Consider the following 19,173-nt stretch of genomic DNA (forward strand, 5'->3'; position numbering starts at 1 on the left):
TCTCAGCAGGCCGCAACCGCTAAATGTCAGAAAAATGACTGACTGCTGCATTCCACAGCAAAACCCCGCCTTATACCCTTTTATGCACAAAGTTATCCACAATCATGAGCGGATCGCGATGCGATCCCACGAATTGAGCTAGAAGATCAACTATACTAGCGGCAAATATTCTCCTCAGTGCAGGCCCACCCTCATGACCACACAACGCCTCGCCCGCGACTGGCGTCTCCCTACAGCAGGGGTGATGCTGCTGGCACTCCTCTTTGCCGGTTTTACCCTGCATGCGCACTGGAACGCCTTTATCCAGTGGTGTCTCGCCACGCAAATTACGCTGCACCGCTATCTGGTGATGTATCTGCTGCAGCTTAATAACCACCAGTACAGCGGCGGATTATGGCTGTTAACGGGGGCTTTCCTTTATGGTGTCCTTCACGCCATTGGACCCGGACACGGAAAGTTCATCGTGACGACCTATCTGACCACCAATAAGGAAAGCGAACTGGCCGCCCGGGTTGTCCCCTTCCTGGGTAGCCTGATGCAGGGCGTCAGCGCCATTCTGTTTGTCTTTATTCTGGCGGTGGGGTTTAACCTCGCCTCAGGGGATATCAGTACCAGCCGCTGGTACGTGGAGAAGATAAGCGCAGTGCTTATTGGCGCATTCGGTGCTTTTGTCATTTACCAGGCGCTGAAGAGCCTGCGCCCGCGCAGGATGACTATCTCCGCCATCAAGCCGCTTCATCAGCACGATGAACACTGTGGCTGCGGACATCACGGCGTAGGTACAGATCTGACGCAGGGCGACTGGAAAACGCGCCTGGGCGTCATTCTGGCGATTGGCGCACGTCCGTGCAGCGGGGCGATCATGATTCTGATGTTTTCGAACGCGCTGGGCATTGTCACCTGGGGGGTAGCCGCGGTCATGACCATGTCTTTGGGCACCGCACTTTCTATTGTGGGGCTTTCCCTGGCTGTACGTTACGCCCGCGAGCGCACGGTGACCTGGTTCGGAGAGAGCGCCTCATTGAGATGGCTCGTACCGGCAGTCAAAATAGCCGGAGGGATAGTCCTGATCCTGTTTGCGACGGTGCTGTTCCTGACGGTGATCCCCGTCAGCGCCAATGGCGACTACATCGCTGCCGGATGCTAATAAAAGAAAACCCGCCGTTGGCGGGTTTCTTTATTACTCATTGATGCGTGGATGCTGGTCCACCAGTCGGGAGCGTTTTTTCTGCAGCTCTTCAATCTCTGCGTCAATATCCTCAATCTTCTGCTCTACGTTATCGTAGTGCTCGCGCAGGATCTCTTTCGCTTCCTGGATGTCAGACGCCGCAGGTGTTGCGCCTTTCAGAGGGCGATTCGCCGTCTCCTTCATGGTAAGACCTGTAATCAAACCAATCACCGCAATCACCATCAGGTAATAAGCCGGCATCATCAGGTTCTGCGTGCTCTCGACCAGCGAGGCGGCAAGCGTCGGGGTCAGACCGGCAATCAGCACCGAGATGTTAAAGGCCGCGGCCAGCGCGCTGTAGCGAATATGCGTCGGGAACATCGCGGGCAACGTGGAGGCCATCACCCCGATAAAGCAGTTAAGGATCACCGCCAGCATCAGCAGACCGGCAAAAATCAGCCCCAGCACATCACTGTTAATCAGAATGAATGCCGGAATTGCCAGAGCAAACAGCGCAACGCTTCCCAGGATAATGAACGGTCGACGACCAAAACGGTCACTCAACAGGCCCATAATCGGCTGCACAAACAGCATACCCACCATGATGGCGATAATAATCAGCACACCGTGATCTTCCGAGTAGTGCAGGTTATGCGACAGATAGCTCGGCATGTAGGTCAACAGCATGTAGTAGGTCACGTTGGTCGAAATCACCAGACCAATACAGGTCAGCAGGCTGCGCCAGTGCTTAGTGGCAATCTCTTTGAACGACACCTTCGGACCATCCTGCAGCCCTTCGCGGTCACCCTGTTCCAGTTTTTCGACGTGCTGCTGGAAAGCAGGCGTCTCTTCCAGCGCATGACGCAGGTAAAGACCAATAATCCCCAGCGGCAATGCCAGGAAGAACGGGATACGCCAGCCCCAGTCGAGGAAGTTATCTTCGCCAACCACGGTTGAAATCAGTACCACTACGCCCGCGCCCATGACAAACCCGGCAATCGAGCCGAAGTCCAGCCAGCTCCCCATAAATCCGCGCTTACGGTCCGGGGAATACTCGGCGACGAAGATCGAGGCACCGGTATATTCACCGCCGACGGAGAAGCCCTGCGCCATCTTACAAATCAGCAGGAGAATGGGTGCCCAAATGCCGATGGTGGCGTAAGACGGTATAAGGCCGATACAGAATGTACTGATCGACATAATGACGATGGTGATGGCCAGGATCTTCTGACGACCATATTTATCGCCGAGCATACCGAAGAACAGACCGCCCAGCGGGCGAATCAGGAAGGGAACGGAGAACGTACCCAGTGCGGCGATCATCTGCAGGCTGGGATCGGCCCCGGGGAAAAACACTTTACCTAACGCATAGGCCACAAAGCCGTAGACACCAAAATCGAACCATTCCATCGCATTACCGAGCGAGGCTGCGGTAATGGCTTTACGCAGCTTTGCGTCATCAATAATGGTGACGTCGCGAAGCGTGATGGGTTTAATCTTTTTCCTTCTCAGCATAGCTATCCTCGTTGACTCGGCCCTGTCTGTTTCACAGTTCAGTTAGCGTTCTGTGAACCATGGGATCCGCTCCATGCGAATCGCCTTATTCAAGCGTAGCAGGTTTACTTACATTGACGTTTTACGTCGATACAACCGAACCTGTTGACGCCTGCCTGGGCAGTTAATGACCTTTTTACCCTACCAGCGTTTATATTTGTGATCAACTTCACACATATTTTCGTGTCTGGTCAGCTCAGGCAAATTTTTGTCAAGGAGTGCCAATAAGTACTTCCTTATCCCACCTAAAGAACATCCTCCCGCACGTCATTATTTCTTTCGTAACAGAAAAACAAACCACATTAATTCACATCAGGTTTACATAAATTTTCATCAGCAGGAACCGGCCTCAGGTTTTACATTGAATATGTGATAAAGATAACTAAAACGATGTTTTATTTTCATTGAATCAATATTCCAATGATCGCATCATAAATCCGAATTCAGCGTTTTACGTGTTTAAGGAAAAGGTTAATTGAGAGCACGCATTTAATTTTGTTGCAGGGCTTTCGAAAAAACACCACAAGCAATACGAGCAATCAATTGAATTTATTGACTAATTTTTAACACCTATCCCCCGTACTGCGGGATCCGATGTGAGGTTTGTCTATGAAGATTAAAGCCACGATAGAACGTATACCCGGCGGCATGATGCTGGTTCCGCTGGTACTGGGCGCGATCCTGAATACCCTTGCTCCCAATACCGGAGCTTATTTTGGCGGTTTCACAAAAGGCATGATAACAGGCACGGTTCCCATTCTTGCCGTCTGGTTTTTTTGTATCGGCGCATCCATTAATTTACGGGCAACGGGGACAGTATTACGGAAATCCGGCACGCTGGTGATCACCAAAATAGCCGTAGCCTGGGCAGTGGCAATGATATGCGCGATGTTCATTCCGGAGAATGGAATTCAGACCGGGTTCTTTGCGGGTTTATCGGTCCTGGCGATTGTCTCGGCGATGGATATGACCAACGGCGGATTGTACGCCAGCCTGATGAATCAGTACGGGACGAAAGAAGAGTCCGGCGCATTTGTGTTGATGTCTCTGGAGTCCGGCCCATTGATGACGATGCTGATCCTGGGGTCTGCTGGCCTGGCCTCGTTTGAACCCCACCACTTTGTCGGCGCGATCCTGCCCTTCCTGGTCGGTTTCGCCCTTGGCAATCTCGACCGCGATCTGCGTGATTTCTTCAGCAAAGCCACGCCGGTGCTGATCCCGTTCTTCGGTTTCGCACTGGGGAACACCATCAACCTGAAGGTCATTCTCGATACCGGCCTGCTGGGCATTGTGCTGGGTGTCGCCGTGATCGTCATCACCGGTATTCCGCTGATTATTGCTGACCGCGTCATCGGAGGAGGAAACGGCACGGCCGGCGTCGCCGCCTCTTCAGCCGCCGGTGCTGCAGTCGCAAACCCGGTGATTATCGCCCAAATTAACCCGGCCTTCGAACCGGTCGCCGCTTCAGCGACGGCGCTGGTTGCCGCGAGCGTGATCGTCACCGCGATTCTGGTCCCCATCATCACGGCGCTGTATGCGAAACGCTACGGGAATATGCAAGAGACCCTGCCTGAACCGAAGCCGATAGAGATGAATCATTAACACACCGCACCGTTCCCTCTCCCAATGGGGAGAGGGGGAGAGATTTAGCCAAAAATCTCTTCCACCATCCCGTCCACCAGCCGTTTTGCCGAACAGAGTCTCGGCATGCCCAGCGCGACGGTCTGCCAGTTTTGCGTCACTGACCAGCTCACCGGATGTTGATCCGCCTGACACCAGTCCCCCAGCCACCCCAGCATGTCTTTATGATCGATTAACCCCGGAGAGGCTGGCGTTGTCAGCCACTGGTGATAGAAATGGCGGGTCGTGGGTGACGCATTGATGCCCTGTGCCAGATAGTTAGACGCCATGCTGCGCAGGTTATCCTTAAGCATTGCCGCCACATCTTCATTCGCGAGGCGGCATGCGTCACCAAATGCCCCCCAGCGCAGCTCTTCCAGGACGATAAAACAGCGCCCGGCCAGCGACCAGCCATCATAATGCCCGGCCCGCCAGCGGGTAAAAATCTGCTCGCTATGCTCACCCGCCTGCACCGTCAGCCCGCGCTGGGTTAGCGCCTTCTCTTTATAGGCGGCGCGTTGGGTAAAATGAGAAGCGAGTTCAGCGTACTGCTGCATCAGACCGGGGGACTGCTGGGCGCGCGGGTGCGTCTGCTGGCGCAAAGCAATCAGTTTCTCTGCCATCAGAGTCAGCGCGAGATGACCCGGGTCAAGCATGCCGGCCAGTTTTTCCGCCAGCCCCAGGCGCAGCGCCGCATTTTCATTGAGCATACCCGCCATCGCCCAGGGGCGCAGCCGGGTATGCGTCATGATTTCTTGAGTCAAACGCTCACGAAACTGAAGCTGTTGTGGTCCCAGGTGAGGATGACGCGCCGCGTCCACTCCCTGAACCAGATCGACCATAAATTTTGGATTAATACACTCCAGCGTTCGCCCGGGGCCGTCCAGTAGTGGTGTTGTCATGGTTGCTCTGCCGCGAATAGAGTTTGAATATCATCGCGTAACAGTCGGGTATCTTCCTGTATCCACGCCGCAGTCGTAATACTTTGCTTCAACAGCTGGCAGAGCGCTCGGGTTGAATGCTCATTCTGTTGACGCACTGCGAGGCTATCACGCAAGCTTTCCTGTAACCCGGTCAGGCACAGCGAGAATTCTGCAAAGAACGTCGCCATTCCTGCCGTAACAGAGACATCGACCTGCGCGGACAAAGCTTTACGTATTTGTTCACAAAACAGCTCAATATGTTGCTTAAATTTGTCATGTAGCTGCGCAATATCGATAACATATCGCGTGCGCGTTTCCACATACTCATCCCAGCCCCAGCCCGGATTATTGAGCCAGCGAGAGACCGTTTCTCGCATGCTGCTCCCGCCTGATGACGGGCCTGCCTGGCTGTCATCCTGCGCTATCGCGTCGTTAAACAGCGCCCGCGTATTGAAGTTGAGCTGGTGAGCCTGAAACGCCGGGAAACTGATTCGCGCCCGAAAACCCGCATGGCTCAGATGCTCTTTAATACGCGTTTCGATGGGGCGCATGGCTTCGTTCAGGGAACGCGCCAGCGTAGATTCAAGCTGGTCGAAGCGTAACGCCAGCTCCCGGCAGATTTTCGTCTGTGCATCCAGCATCACCAATTCGCAGGAGGAGCGAATTTTACTCAGCGCGATCTGCGCCTGCCCTTCATCGTCCAGAACCAGCTGCTTCAGCTCGTCACCGTGAGGGTTCTGCCGATCGATGCCTGCTAAATCAAGAATATGCTGAGCGCTGAACACCTCGCCAATCGCCTGGTTAAGCGCGGTTTTTTGCGCTCCCATAAAGTCCGCGGTGGCGTTCAGCGCCTCCTCAACTTCATGTTTCACCTCATCGCTCACCACGCTCTGACGCGTCTGGAGAAGCGCCATGTCCTCTTCCAGACGTGCGATATTCAGTTCCAGAGCCTCAAAGGCAACCGTCAGCCCCTGATAGCGGAAGTCGAGGTACTCCCGGGCATTTTGTGCGTAGTTGAGCAGCTTATGCGAGGCCGAACGCAGCGCGTAAAGCGAGGCATTGGCATAGGCGGCGTAAATCAGTTTGCGTATCGGTTGTTCGAAAAGCGAATCTTCCCAGAGCAAATCGGCAGCATGACGAATATGGTCGATATCGTCCAGGTCCGCCGTACGCCAGCGTCGCCCAAGCGCCGCTTCGGCAAAGTCCTGTACCCAGGGTTGCTCCTGATGATCCGGCAGTTGTCCGTGGGTACTCATCTCGTAGCGAGCGCGGTTCGCCAGATAGGCCCACATGGACGAAACGGGGTAGATCTGGCCAGGCGAAATATTGCCTTTCATTAAGGTGCCGGAGATCATCGCCCGGATCTGCTCTTCATCGTCGCTATTGCGATCTTTCTGATCGAATTTATTGACCAGCGCATACAGCGGCACGGATTTTCCCGCCGCGGAAATAGCCTGGCGGACTTCTTCATCAGAGATGGATTTAAGCTGGGTATAATCCATCACGGCCAGCACCGCCGACGCGCGGGACAACTGCTCGCTGAGCATTTTTTGCAGGTGCGGCTGTCCGGCCTCATTCGGCCCGGGCGTATCGAGCAGCGTCAGCTGTCCGAGGTGAGCATCCAGACCCGCAAGATGCACGAACTCCACTTCAATCACCGGAATATGTTCGATAGCCGCATACTCAGAGAACGGAAACTCCACCCCTAACGCCTGGGAAAGCCTCACCAGGTCGTTGAGGCTTTTCAGACAATGAAATATCGGCTGCGCGCCCAGGTGATGCTTCTCAAAAGCCTCTCCTTTTTCAATGCGCTCCAGCAGCGTATTCATGTCTTTATCAATTTCCAGATGCTGGGCGAGCTTTCCGCGATCGTAATCGCATAGCTTTTTCTGAAGCAGTTGAATCAATTCATCAATGGGCGAGGCATGTGAGAAATGCAGCACCGGCTCCTTCTGACCCGGCGTGTGGCGAATCAAGGTAGGAAGCGCCGTCATCGGACGATTGCGGTTCGGCAACACTTCGGTCCCCACAATCGCATTAATGGTGGTCGATTTCCCCGCTTTCATAGTGCCAACAATAGCCAGGACCATTTCCAGCCGGGTTATTTTTCGTAATTCATTATTCAGCATCGCCTGCTGCGCTTCGACACCGCGCGCGCTAAAATGCAAAGGTAAAACGTTGTTCTTTTCACCCGTAATAGCAGCCGCGGTGCTCTCCAGCATAGCAGTCGGCATTGATTTCAACGTATCAAGGTTTTGCCGGGCGAGCTGTAGCAAACGCTCAGCTTCCTGGCTTAATTCAAAAATGGTCTGTGTGTGCATGATAAAAGCCTTTCCTTAACGCAAATTTATTACTTTTATTAAGCCACTGGTATTAATTATGTTGTTCAGGCTTATATGATCACGTGTGGAAAACATGTCCGCCGAAATATAACTGATTGATGATAATCAGAAATAATTCGCTATCCTTGCATGGCGTGTATAGCTCCCCTCCTGGCCTGACGGCCAAAGGAAAAAAGCGTAGCCCAATTTTAAGAAACTTCAGGATATATCATCATTATTTACCCACCTAAAAAGAGAGGTAATACGCCCCTGCCAAAAGATATGGATGGCAGCGAAGTCAGGAGATAAATAACAATGTGTCGCTTCACCTTATCCGAAATGAAGGAGCGTAGCAATTTGCTGCAATAAAATATTCGATATATTTAGCGTCATTTCTTCCCAACGTGTTAATGAGGTAAGCATCGCTTAACTGACTGACAGGAAGTGTCACTCCCGATACGCTTTTTGCATTTTTTTAATTCACAATGTCACCGACAAACGTGTGGATTTGCGCTATACTTGCCGCCTTTTTCGGCACGCTGCCGTCATTTAGCTGGCACTTTCCAGCGCGTTTACACTTTTTGAGGATACCGATATGTCACTCCCACACTGCCCAAAATGCAATTCTGAATACACCTATGAAGATAATGGCATGTTCATCTGCCCGGAATGCGCTCACGAATGGAACGATGCCGAACCATCACACGATGCTGATGCACTTGTCGTAAAAGATGCGAACGGCAATTTGCTGGCGGACGGCGACAGCGTAACCGTGATTAAAGATCTGAAAGTGAAAGGCAGTTCTTCCATGCTGAAGATCGGCACCAAAGTGAAGAATATCCGTCTGGTTGAAGGCGATCATAATATCGACTGCAAAATTGACGGCTTCGGTCCGATGAAGCTGAAATCAGAGTTCGTGAAAAAGAACTGATTTACCCGCCCGGTGGCACTTCGCTTACCGGGTTTTCGGGAACTACACTTAACGGGCTTTTCTTACGTGAGGTAAAGATTATGCCGTTAAGTCCCTACATCTCTTTTGCCGGCAACTGTGCAGAAGCCACTTCTTTCTACCAGCAAGCCGTCGGCGCAGAGCTTCTCTATAAAATCACCTTCGGCGAAATGCCAAAAAGCGATAACAGCGAAGAAGGCTGTCCGTCCGGTATGCAATTTCCGGATTCGGCTATCGCTCACTCCAACGTCCGCATTGCGGGCAGCGATATCATGATGAGCGACGGGATGCCGCCGGGCAGCAACGCGCAGTACGCGGGCTTCACGCTGGTTCTCGACACCCAGGACGTTAATGAAGGCAAACGCTGGTTCGACAACCTCGCCGCGGGCGGGAATATCGACATGGCCTGGCAGGAAACCTTCTGGGCACACGGTTTCGGTAAAGTCACCGATAAATACGGCGTGCCGTGGATGATTAACGTCGTTAAGCAGCAGCAAACGTCTTAGGTCGGATAAGCGCAGCGCAGCCGGCAACAGCGCCCGGTGGCGCTGCGCTGACCGGGCCTACGGTGACTGTCATCGCTTTCACTTCAACTCTTCAAACTCCCGCAACCCAGACTTAACCCAAATGTCACATTGATGCGCCAGCATGAGGCCACATTTATCGTGAGGCCCAGCACATGCAAACCGTCATCCGCGTCGAGAAACTGAGCAAGACCTTCCATCACAATAAGGCTCTGCATGCCGTTGATCTGACCGTCCAGCAGGGCGAAATGGTGGCGCTGCTGGGGCCATCCGGTTCCGGTAAATCCACCCTTCTGCGTCATTTAAGCGGTCTTATCACCTGCGATAAAACGCCGGAAAGCCACGTCGAGCTGCTGGGCAATACCGTGCAGCGCGCGGGGCGTCTCGCCAGCGATATCCGCAAGAGCCGCGCCCAGACGGGCTACATCTTCCAGCAGTTCAACCTGGTGAACCGCCTGACGGTGCTGGAGAACGTGCTGATTGGCGCGCTCGGCAGCACCCCGTTCTGGCGCACCTGTCTGCGCTGGTTCTCTCCTTCACAGAAGCAGGAAGCCTTGCAGGCCCTGACCCGCGTCGGCATGGCGCATTTTGCCCACCAGCGCGTCTCCACCCTGTCCGGTGGGCAACAGCAGCGCGTGGCGATTGCGCGCGCGCTGATGCAGAAAGCGCAAATCATTCTTGCAGACGAACCCATTGCCTCGCTGGACCCGGAGTCCGCCCGCATCGTGATGGAAACCCTGCGCGACATTAACCAGAACGACGGCATCACCGTAGTGGTCACGCTGCATCAGGTGGATTACGCCCTGCGCTACTGCGAACGCATTGTCGCCCTGCGTCAGGGACATGTGTTCTTTGATGGCGCGAGCCATCAGTTTGATAACGAACGTTTTGACCATCTCTACCGCAGCATTAACCGCGTCGAAGAGAACGCGCAGGCTGCTTAATTAAACCCGATCCGAGGAAAGTACATGAGCTACAAAGCCGTTGCCGCGCTGGCCTTTACCAGCATGTTCAGCCTCAGCACCCTGTTAAGCCCGGCGTATGCACAAGAGCAGGAAAAAGCGCTGAACTTCGGCATTATTTCGACGGAATCACAGCAGAACCTGAAGCCTCAGTGGGAACCGTTCCTGAAAGATATGGAAAATAAGCTGGGGATCAAAGTGAACGCCTTCTTCGCCCCGGACTACGCGGGCATCATCCAGGGGATGCGCTTTAATAAAGTGGACATCGCCTGGTACGGCAACCTCTCCGCCATGGAAGCGGTGGACCGCGCGAACGGCCAGGTCTTTGCCCAGACCGTCGCGGCAGATGGCTCCCCGGGCTACTGGAGCGTGCTGATCGTCAACAAAGACAGCCCGATCAACAACCTCAACGACATGCTCGCCAAACGCAAAGAGCTGACCTTCGGCAACGGCGACCCGAACTCCACCTCCGGCTACCTTGTCCCCGGCTACTACGTCTTCGCCAAAAACAACGCCTCCGCCAGCGACTTCAAACGCACGGTGAACGCCAGCCACGAAACCAACGCCCTGGCCGTGGCCAACAAGCAGGTGGACGTTGCCACCAACAACACCGAGAACCTCGACAAGCTGAAAACTTCCGCGCCGGACAAGCTGAAAGAGATCAAGGTTATCTGGAAATCGCCGCTGATCCCGGGCGACCCGATCGTCTGGCGTAAAAATCTCTCCGAGAGCACCAAGGACAAGGTGTACGACTTCTTTATGACCTATGGCAAAACGCCGGAAGAGGAAGCGGTCCTGGCGCGTCTGGGCTGGGCACCGTTCCGCCCGTCAAGCGACCTGCAGCTGGTCCCGATTCGCCAGCTGGCGCTTTTTAAAGAGATGCAGAGCGTGAAGGACAACAAAGGGCTGAAGGACGAGGAGAAGACCAGCAAAGTGGCCGCAATTGAGGCCCAGCTGGAAGACCTCGACCGCCTGACCGCCGCGCTCGGTGCGATGACGAGCGTGAATAAAGCGGTGCAGTAGTGCCTTTCTCCCTCTCCCCGTGGGAGAGGGCCGGGGTGAGGGCATCAGCGCGCACATTTCCCCCTCACCCTAACCCTCTCCCTCAAGGGAGAGGGGACTAAACCCAAAGGAGCCAACATGCAAGCCATCACCCTCCCGCCGCCGAAGCGCAGCTGGTTCTCGCTCATAAGCTGGGCCATCCTGCTGGCGGTGCTGGTTATCTCCTGGAAGGGCGCGGAAATGGATCCGCTGCTGCTCTTCAAAGACGCGGGCAACATGGCGACCTTCGCCGCCGACTTCTTCCCGCCGGACTTCAGCCAGTGGCAGGATTACCTCAGCGAAATGGCGGTCACCCTGCAAATCGCCGTCTGGGGCACCGCCCTTGCCGTCGTTCTCTCCATTCCGTTTGGCCTGATGAGTGCCGAAAACATCGTGCCGTGGTGGGTATACCAGCCGATGCGTCGCCTGATGGACGCCTGTCGCGCCATCAATGAAATGGTCTTTGCGATGCTGTTCGTGGTCGCCGTTGGCCTGGGTCCGTTCGCCGGCGTGATGGCGCTGTTCATCCACACCACCGGCGTGCTCTCCAAGCTGCTCTCCGAAGCGGTCGAAGCCATCGAGCCCGGCCCGGTGGAAGGCATCCGCGCAACGGGCGCCAACAAAATCGAAGAGATCCTGTACGGCGTCCTGCCGCAGGTTATGCCGCTCCTGATCTCCTACTCCCTGTACCGCTTTGAGTCCAACGTCCGCTCCGCGACGGTGGTCGGCATGGTGGGCGCAGGCGGGATTGGCGTCACCCTGTGGGAAGCGATTCGCGGTTTCCAGTTCCAGCAAACCTGCGCCCTGATGGTGCTCATCATCGTCACCGTCAGCCTGCTGGATTTCCTCTCTCAACGTTTGCGTAAGCACTTCATCTGAGAAGCGAGGCTTTGTTTTCTATGCACTTATCCAGACATCCGACCAGTTATCCAACCCGCTGGCAAGAGATTGCGGCAAAGCTCGAAGTGGAGCTGCGCACGCACTACCGCTGCGGGGACTACCTGCCCGCCGAGCAGCAGCTTGCCGACCGCTATGAAGTGAACCGCCACACCCTGCGTCGCGCCATTGACCAGCTGGTCGAGCGCGGCTGGGTCCAGCGCCGTCAGGGCGTGGGAGTGCTGGTGCTGATGCGCCCGTTCGACTACCCGCTAAACGCCCAGGCGCGCTTTAGCCAGAACCTGCTGGATCAGGGCAGCCACCCGACCAGCGAAAAGCTGCTCTCGGTAGTGCGTCCGGCCTCCAGCCACGTGGCGGACGCGCTGGGCATTCAGGAGGGTGACGACGTCATTCACCTGCGCACCCTGCGTCGCGTTAACGGCGTGGCGGTATGCCAGATAGACCACTACTTTGCGGACCTCGCCCTCTGGCCCGTGCTCCAGCATTTCTCCAGCGGCTCGCTGCATGATTTTCTTCAGGATGCGACCGGCATTGCGCTCAAGCGCCCCCAGACCCGCATCAGCGCCCGTCGCGCGCAGGCGAAAGAGAGCAAAGTGCTCGAAATCCCCAATATGGCCCCGCTGCTCTGCGTGCGCACCCTCAACCACCGTGACGGCGAGATCAACGCGACGGAATACTCCGTCAGCCTGACCCGCGCCGACATGATCGAATTCACCATGGAGCACTGAATGCACTTCGACACCGCCACCCGACAGCGCTGGATGCGCGTGCTGGCCCACAGCCAGCCTGCTGCGCTGGCTGCCCGCATGAACGCGCTCAGCCTGACGCCAGACTACGACACCCTTCGCGCCCCGGAGATCGGCCTCGTTCAGATCCAGGCGCGCATGGGCGGCACCGGCGAGCGCTTTTTCGCCGGAGATGCCACCCTCACCCGCGCGGCAATCCGCCTGAACAGCGGCACGCTGGGCTACAGCTACGTGCTGGGGCGCGACAAAGCGCACGCCGAGCGCTGCGCGGTGATCGACGCGCTTTTACAGGAACAACCCTATTTCCAGACGTTAATGGAAACCCTTATTGCCCCGCTGGAAGCCGACCGCGCCGCGCGCATTGCCGCACGTCAGGCCGAAGTGAACACCAGCCGGGTCGACTTCTTTACGCTCGTTCGCGGAGACAACGCATGACGCTTCAACCTGCTTTTACCCTGGCCGTCCAGGATGCCCAACACAGTTTTCGTCGCCTGCTGAAAGCGATGAGCGAGCCGGGCGTGATCGTCTCGCTGCACCAGCTCTCCCAGGGCTGGCTGCCGCTGAATCTGGCGACCACCAGCGTGCTGCTGACGCTTGCCGACAACGACACCCCGGTGTGGCTTTCAGGCGCGCTGTCGAACGATATCGCCAGCCAGAACCTGCGTTTTCACACCAGCGCCCCGCTGGTCGATCAGCCCCAGCAGGCGGTTTTTGCCGTGGCTGACGAGCAAATCAGCCATGAGCAATTAAACGCCCTGAGCGAAGGCAGCGCCGTCGCCCCGGAGACCAGCGCCACGCTGATCCTGCAGGTCTCCAGCCTGAGCGGCGGCCGCATGCTGCGCCTTACGGGGGCAGGCATCGCCGACGAGCGCATGGTCGCGCCGCAGCTGCCGGAGTGCATCATTCACGAGCTGACCGAGCGCCCGCACCCGTTCCCGCTGGGCATTGACCTGATCCTGACCTGCGGCGAGCGCCTGCTGGCAATCCCGCGGACCACCCACGTGGAGGTGTGCTGATGTACGTTGCCGTCAAAGGGGGCGAGAAGGCCATCGCCGCCGCCCATGCGCTACAGGCGCACAGACGACGGGGCGATGAACGGCTTCCCGAGCTGAGCGTCGCCCAGATTGAGCAGCAGCTAAACCTCGCCGTCGACCGCGTGATGACCGAGGGCGGCATCGCCGATCGCGAGCTGGCGGCGCTGGCCCTGAAGCAGGCCAGCGGCGACAGCGTGGAAGCCATCTTCCTGCTGCGCGCCTACCGCACCACGCTCGCGAAACTGGCGGTCAGCGAGCCGGTGAATACGGCGGAGATGCGCCTGGAACGTCGCATTTCTGCCGTTTATAAAGACGTTCCCGGCGGCCAGCTGCTTGGCCCCACCTACGACTACACCCACCGCTTGCTGGATTTTACCCTGCTGGCGAACGGCGAATCGCCGCAGCTGAGCACCTCCGACGCCGAACAGGAACCGTCTCCGCACGTCTTCAGCCTGCTGGCAAAACAGGGTCTGGCGAAGACGGAAGAAGATTCAGGCGCGCAGCCGGATGACATCACCCGCACGCCGCCGGTTTACCCGTGCTCGCGCTCGTCCCGCCTGCAGCAGCTGATGCGCGGCGACGAAGGCTATCTGCTGGCGCTGGCCTACTCCACCCAGCGCGGCTACGGGCGCAACCACCCGTTTGCGGCCGAAATTCGCAGCGGCTATATCGACGTTGAAATCGTACCGGAAGAGCTGGGTTTTGCGGTGAACGTCGGCGAACTGCTGATGACCGAGTGTGAAATGGTTAACGGTTTCGTCGCCCCGGAAGACGAAGACCCGCACTTTACCCGCGGCTACGGGCTGGTGTTCGGCCTCGGCGAGCGCAAGGCCATGGCCATGGCGCTGGTCGACCGCGCCCTGCAGGCACCGGACTACGGCGAGCACGTTGCAGGCCCGGCGCAGGACGAAGAGTTTGTGCTGGCCCACGCGGATAACGTTGAGGCCGCTGGCTTCGTCTCGCACCTCAAGCTGCCGCACTACGTCGATTTCCAGGCCGAACTGGAACTGCTGAAACGCCTGCAACGGGAGCGCAAAAATGGCTAACTTAAGCGGCTACAACTTTGCCTATCTGGATGAGCAAACCAAACGCATGATCCGCCGCGCCATCTTAAAAGCGGTGGCCATTCCGGGCTATCAGGTGCCGTTCGGCGGCCGCGAAATGCCGATGCCCTACGGCTGGGGCACGGGCGGTATACAGATCACCGCCAGCGTGATCGGCGAGGCGGACGTGCTGAAGGTCATCGACCAGGGCGCCGACGACACCACCAACGCCGTCTCGATCCGCAGCTTCTTCCAGCGCGTAACCGGCGTCAATACCACCGAAAAAACCGAAGACGCAACGCTGATCCAGACCCGTCACCGCATCCCGGAAACCCCGCTCACTGAAGATCAGATTTTGATTTTCCAGGTGCCGATCCCGGAGCCGCTGCGTTTTATCGAGCCGCGCGAAACGGAAACCCGCACCATGCACGCGCTGGAAGAGTACGGCGTCATGCAGGTGAAGCTGTATGAGGATATCGCCCGCTTCGGCCATATCGCCACCACCTACGCCTACCCGGTGAAGGTGAACGGGCGCTACGTGATGGACCCGTCGCCAATCCCAAAATTCGATAACCCGAAGATGGACATGATGCCCGCCCTGCAGCTGTTCGGCGCCGGGCGCGAAAAGCGCATCTACGCCGTCCCGCCTTACACCCGCGTGGAAAGCCTGGATTTCGACGATCACCCGTTTACGGTGCAGGAGTGGGACGAGCCGTGCGCCATCTGCGGATCCAAACACAGCTATCTGGACGAAGTGGTGCTGGACGACACGGGCAAACGGATGTTTGTCTGCTCCGACACCGATTACTGCCGCCAACAGAGCGAGGCGAATAGCCAATGAAACCGCTGCTTTCGGTTAATAACCTGACTCACCTGTATGCGCCGGGCAAAGGCTTTAGCGACGTGTCGTTCGAGCTGTGGCCGGGCGAAGTGCTGGGGATCGTCGGCGAGTCCGGCTCCGGCAAAACCACCCTGCTGAAGTCCATCTCCGCGCGCCTGACGCCGCAGAAAGGCGACATTTTGTATGAGGGCGCCTCGCTGTACGGCATGAGCGAGGCCGGACGCCGCCGCCTGCTGCGCACCGAGTGGGGCGTGGTGCATCAGCACCCGATGGAAGGCCTGCGCCGTCAGGTCTCCGCCGGGGGCAACATCGGCGAACGCCTGATGGCCACCGGCGCGCGCCACTACGGCAACATCCGCGCCACCGCCCAGCACTGGCTGGAGGAAGTCGAAATCCCCGCCTCGCGCATCGACGACCTGCCGACGACCTTCTCCGGCGGGATGCAGCAGCGCCTGCAGATTGCCCGCAACCTGGTCACCCATCCGAAGCTGGTGTTTATGGATGAACCCACCGGCGGGCTGGACGTCTCCGTGCAGGCGCGCCTGCTCGACCTGCTGCGCGGTCTGGTGGTGGAGCTGAACCTCGCGGTGGTGATTGTCACCCACGATCTGGGCGTTGCGCGCCTGCTTGCGGACCGTCTGCTGGTGATGAAGCAGGGCCAGGTGGTGGAAAGTGGGTTAACCGACCGGGTGCTCGACGATCCACACCATCCGTACACTCAGCTGCTGGTGTCGTCCGTATTGCAGAATTAAGAGGCCAACATGATCCACGTACAAAACGTAAGTAAGACCTTTGTGCTCCACCAGCAAAACGGCGTGCGTCTGCCGGTGCTGCAAAATGCCTCGTTAGAGGTCCGCAGCGGCGAATGCGTGGTGCTGCACGGCCATTCCGGCAGCGGAAAATCCACCCTGCTACGCTCCCTGTACGCCAATTATCTCCCGGATGAAGGCCACATTCACATTCGCCACAACGATGAATGGGTCGATCTGGTGCAGGCCCCCGCGCGCAAAGTGCTGGAAGTGCGCCGCACGACGATCGGCTGGGTCAGCCAGTTTCTGCGAGTGATCCCGCGGATCTCCGCTCTGGACGTGGTGATGCAGCCGCTGCTGGATCTCGGCGTGCCGCGCGAAGCCTGCGCCGCCAAAGCCGCCAGCCTGCTGACGCGCCTCAACGTGCCGGAGCGCCTGTGGCATCTCGCCCCGTCGACCTTTTCCGGCGGTGAACAGCAGCGCGTCAATATCGCCCGCGGGTTTGTCGTCGACTACCCGATTTTACTTCTGGATGAACCCACCGCCTCGCTCGACGGCAAAAACAGCGCGGCCGTGGTGGAACTGATCGAACAGGCCAAAGCGCGCGGCGCGGCGATCGTCGGGATCTTCCACGACGACGCCGTACGCAGCCGCGTGGCGGACAGATTGCACCCGATGGGGGTCCACGCATGATTATCAATAACGTCAGGCTGGTGCTGGAAAATGAAGTCGTTAATGGCTCGGTTGAAGTTCATGAAGGCGTTATTCGCGCCTTTGCCGAAACCCAAAGCCGTACCCCTGAAGCGATGGACGGTGAAGGCGGCTGGCTGCTGCCGGGGCTGATTGAGCTGCATACCGATAATCTGGACAAATTCTTCACCCCGCGCCCGAAGGTCGACTGGCCCGCCCACTCGGCGATGAGCAGCCACGACGCGCTGATGGTCGCCAGCGGCATTACCACCGTGCTGGACGCGGTGGCGATTGGCGACGTGCGCGACGGCGGCGATCGCCTGGAGAATCTGGAGAAGATGATCAACGCCGTGGAGGAGACGCAAAAGCGCGGCCTCAACCGTGCCGAGCACCGTCTCCACCTGCGCTGCGAGCTGCCGCACCACACCACCCTGCCGCTGTTTGAAAAGCTGGTCGGGCGCGAGCCGGTCTCGCTGGTCTCCCTGATGGACCACTCGCCGGGGCAGCGCCAGTTCGCCAACATTGAAAAGTATCGCGAATACTATCAGGGCAAATATTCTCTCAGCGATGCGGAGATGGCCCGCTACGAGGAGGAGCAGCTGGCGCTTGCCGCGCAGTGGTCGCAGCCAAACCGTCTCAGGATTGCCGCGATGTGTCGTGACCGCAATATCGCGCTGGCCAGCCATGACGACGCCACGCACGATCACGTGCGCGAATCCCATCAGCTTGGCAGCGTGATCGCCGAATTTCCCACCACGTTTGAAGCGGCTGAAGCCTCCCGCAGGCACGGCATGAACGTGCTGATGGGCGCACCAAACATCGTGCGCGGCGGATCGCATTCCGGTAACGTCGCGGCAAGCAGGCTCGCCTCCCTGGGTCTGCTGGATATCCTCTCATCCGACTACTATCCCGCCAGCCTGCTGGATGCGGCGTTCCGGGTGGCCGACGACGAGAGCAACAGCTTTACGCTGCCGCAGGCGATTCGCCTGGTGACGAAAAACCCGGCCTCGGCGCTTAATCTTCAGGATCGCGGGGAAATCGCCGAGGGTAAACGCGCGGATCTGGTACTCGCCCACCGCAAGGGCGAGCACGTTCATATCGACCACGTCTGGCGTCAGGGAAAAAGGGTGTTCTGATGGGAAGGCTCATCTGGTTAATGGGGCCCTCCGGCTCCGGTAAGGACAGCCTGCTGTCCGCCTTACGGCAGCGGGAACATCCGCAGCTGCTGGTCGCGCATCGCTATATTACCCGCGCGGCCCATGCCGGGAGCGAAAATCATATCGCCCTGAGCGAGCAGGAGTTTTTCATCCGCGCCGGGCAAAACCTGCTGGCGCTGAGCTGGCACGCCAACGGTTATTACTATGGCGTGGGCATCGAAATCGACCTCTGGCTGCATGCGGGGTTCGACGTGCTGGTTAACGGCTCGCGTGCGCATCTGCCGCAAGCGCGCGCCCGCTATGAGGCGGCCCTGCTGCCGGTCTGCCTGCAGGTTTCGCCGGACGTTCTGCGCAGCCGGTTGCAGAGTCGGGGGCGTGAATCAGCCCGTGAGATCGATCTGCGGCTTGAGCGTGCGGCCCGCTATGCCCCGTCGGACTGCTACATCCTCAATAACGACGGAAGTTTGCTACAGTCAGTCGATACCTTTTTATCGCTTATCCGTCAGAAGGAGAAACAGCATGCCTGACTGCCAGCTTCGCCCCGCCACCGCCGACGATGCGCAGAGTGTTTACGCCCTGATCTGCGAGCTCAAGCAGGCAGAGTTCGACCATCAGGCGTTCCACGCCGGGTTTCTTGCCAACCTGCAGGATCGCAACATGCGCTACCAGCTTGCGGAGAGAGAGGGACAGGTCATCGGCATGATCGGCCTGCACATGCAGTTTCACCTGCACCATGCGCGCTGGATCGGCGAGATCCAGGAGCTGGTCGTAATGCCGCAGGCGCGAGGGTTAAAGGTCGGAAGTCAGCTGCTGGCCTGGGCGGAAGAGGTAGCGCGACAGGCTGGCGCTGAACTGACCGAACTTTCCACCAGCGTGAAGCGCACCGACGCGCACCGTTTTTACGTTCGTGAAGGATACACGCAGAGCCATTTCCGATTCACCAAACCGCTGTAG

At 57.8% G+C, this 19,173-nt stretch carries 20 protein-coding genes; 17 read left to right on the forward strand and 3 right to left on the reverse strand.

The features are described 5' to 3' along the window. The first annotated feature begins 193 nt into the window (after positions 1 to 193). Positions 194 to 1,147, forward strand: a complete 954-nt coding sequence (locus tag AC27FC_RS18315; protein ID WP_033144444.1) for a nickel/cobalt transporter — start codon at positions 194 to 196, stop codon at positions 1,145 to 1,147. A gap of 33 nt (positions 1,148 to 1,180) precedes the next feature. Here AC27FC_RS18315 and proP read toward each other — a convergent pair whose 3' ends face one another. Further along, positions 1,181 to 2,683, reverse strand: a complete 1,503-nt coding sequence (gene proP, locus AC27FC_RS18320) for a glycine betaine/L-proline transporter ProP (protein ID WP_029740241.1) — start codon at positions 2,681 to 2,683, stop codon at positions 1,181 to 1,183. A gap of 648 nt (positions 2,684 to 3,331) precedes the next feature. Between proP and kdgT the strand changes: the two genes are divergently transcribed. Further along, positions 3,332 to 4,324, forward strand: a complete 993-nt coding sequence (gene kdgT / locus AC27FC_RS18325) for a 2-keto-3-deoxygluconate transporter (RefSeq protein WP_033144443.1) — start codon at positions 3,332 to 3,334, stop codon at positions 4,322 to 4,324. 44 nt (positions 4,325 to 4,368) lie between these two features. Here kdgT and AC27FC_RS18330 read toward each other — a convergent pair whose 3' ends face one another. Further along, positions 4,369 to 5,244: a diguanylate cyclase regulator RdcB family protein gene (locus AC27FC_RS18330; RefSeq protein WP_069303543.1), complete on the reverse strand. Its 876-nt coding sequence runs from the start codon at positions 5,242 to 5,244 to the stop codon at positions 4,369 to 4,371. Then, positions 5,241 to 7,586, reverse strand: coding sequence for a clamp-binding protein CrfC (gene crfC / locus AC27FC_RS18335; RefSeq protein ID WP_033144441.1), 2,346 nt, complete (start codon positions 7,584 to 7,586; stop codon positions 5,241 to 5,243). The genes AC27FC_RS18330 and crfC overlap by 4 nt, the downstream gene beginning before the upstream one ends. A 595-nt stretch (positions 7,587 to 8,181) precedes the next feature. Here crfC and AC27FC_RS18340 point away from each other — a divergent pair. The 15 genes from AC27FC_RS18340 (at position 8,182) to phnO (ending at position 19,173) form a co-directional block, all read left to right on the forward strand. Further along, a complete protein-coding gene (locus AC27FC_RS18340; RefSeq protein WP_023310096.1) occupies positions 8,182 to 8,517 on the forward strand; it encodes a zinc ribbon domain-containing protein YjdM in 336 nt (111 codons plus the stop codon). An 80-nt stretch (positions 8,518 to 8,597) separates the two neighbouring features. After that, a complete protein-coding gene (gene yjdN / locus AC27FC_RS18345) occupies positions 8,598 to 9,041 on the forward strand; it encodes a VOC family metalloprotein YjdN (RefSeq protein WP_045889388.1) in 444 nt (147 codons plus the stop codon). 173 nt (positions 9,042 to 9,214) lie between these two features. Beyond that, positions 9,215 to 10,003: a phosphonate ABC transporter ATP-binding protein gene (gene phnC, locus AC27FC_RS18350; protein ID WP_033144439.1), complete on the forward strand. Its 789-nt coding sequence runs from the start codon at positions 9,215 to 9,217 to the stop codon at positions 10,001 to 10,003. A 24-nt stretch (positions 10,004 to 10,027) separates the two neighbouring features. Continuing rightward, positions 10,028 to 11,044 carry a phosphonate ABC transporter substrate-binding protein gene (gene phnD, locus AC27FC_RS18355; protein ID WP_196355189.1) on the forward strand — a complete coding sequence of 339 codons (1,017 nt, stop codon included), beginning with the start codon at positions 10,028 to 10,030 and terminating at the stop codon, positions 11,042 to 11,044. Positions 11,045 to 11,161: 117 nt separating this feature from the next. Beyond that, complete coding sequence (gene phnE / locus AC27FC_RS18360) at positions 11,162 to 11,941, forward strand: phosphonate ABC transporter, permease protein PhnE (protein ID WP_094935045.1); 780 nt, start codon at positions 11,162 to 11,164, stop codon at positions 11,939 to 11,941. Between the two features lie 20 nt (positions 11,942 to 11,961). After that, on the forward strand, positions 11,962 to 12,687 hold the full coding sequence (gene phnF / locus AC27FC_RS18365; protein WP_487160256.1) for a phosphonate metabolism transcriptional regulator PhnF: 726 nt from the start codon (positions 11,962 to 11,964) through the stop codon (positions 12,685 to 12,687). After that, on the forward strand, positions 12,688 to 13,140 hold the full coding sequence (gene phnG / locus AC27FC_RS18370) for a phosphonate C-P lyase system protein PhnG (protein WP_033144437.1): 453 nt from the start codon (positions 12,688 to 12,690) through the stop codon (positions 13,138 to 13,140). Beyond that, positions 13,137 to 13,721, forward strand: a complete 585-nt coding sequence (gene phnH, locus AC27FC_RS18375; protein ID WP_032662532.1) for a phosphonate C-P lyase system protein PhnH — start codon at positions 13,137 to 13,139, stop codon at positions 13,719 to 13,721. Before phnG ends, phnH begins: the two co-directional genes overlap by 4 nt. Further along, positions 13,721 to 14,785, forward strand: coding sequence for a carbon-phosphorus lyase complex subunit (locus tag AC27FC_RS18380; RefSeq protein ID WP_073001678.1), 1,065 nt, complete (start codon positions 13,721 to 13,723; stop codon positions 14,783 to 14,785). Before phnH ends, AC27FC_RS18380 begins: the two co-directional genes overlap by 1 nt. Next, on the forward strand, positions 14,778 to 15,623 hold the full coding sequence (gene phnJ / locus AC27FC_RS18385) for an alpha-D-ribose 1-methylphosphonate 5-phosphate C-P-lyase PhnJ (RefSeq protein ID WP_033144435.1): 846 nt from the start codon (positions 14,778 to 14,780) through the stop codon (positions 15,621 to 15,623). Before AC27FC_RS18380 ends, phnJ begins: the two co-directional genes overlap by 8 nt. Then, complete coding sequence (gene phnK / locus AC27FC_RS18390) at positions 15,620 to 16,375, forward strand: phosphonate C-P lyase system protein PhnK (protein ID WP_196355186.1); 756 nt, start codon at positions 15,620 to 15,622, stop codon at positions 16,373 to 16,375. Before phnJ ends, phnK begins: the two co-directional genes overlap by 4 nt. Before the next feature lie 9 nt (positions 16,376 to 16,384). Continuing rightward, the gene (gene phnL, locus AC27FC_RS18395; RefSeq protein WP_196355185.1) at positions 16,385 to 17,065 is read left to right on the forward strand and encodes a phosphonate C-P lyase system protein PhnL; all 681 of its coding nucleotides are present in this window, start codon (positions 16,385 to 16,387) and stop codon (positions 17,063 to 17,065) included. Next, positions 17,062 to 18,198: an alpha-D-ribose 1-methylphosphonate 5-triphosphate diphosphatase gene (phnM, locus tag AC27FC_RS18400; RefSeq protein WP_069303539.1), complete on the forward strand. Its 1,137-nt coding sequence runs from the start codon at positions 17,062 to 17,064 to the stop codon at positions 18,196 to 18,198. Before phnL ends, phnM begins: the two co-directional genes overlap by 4 nt. Next, positions 18,195 to 18,746, forward strand: coding sequence for a ribose 1,5-bisphosphokinase (gene phnN / locus AC27FC_RS18405; RefSeq protein ID WP_143346412.1), 552 nt, complete (start codon positions 18,195 to 18,197; stop codon positions 18,744 to 18,746). The genes phnM and phnN overlap by 4 nt, the downstream gene beginning before the upstream one ends. Further along, positions 18,739 to 19,173: an aminoalkylphosphonate N-acetyltransferase gene (phnO, locus tag AC27FC_RS18410; RefSeq protein WP_033144430.1), complete on the forward strand. Its 435-nt coding sequence runs from the start codon at positions 18,739 to 18,741 to the stop codon at positions 19,171 to 19,173. Before phnN ends, phnO begins: the two co-directional genes overlap by 8 nt.

This window comes from Enterobacter sp. C3_dUdeg, assembly GCF_057536195.1.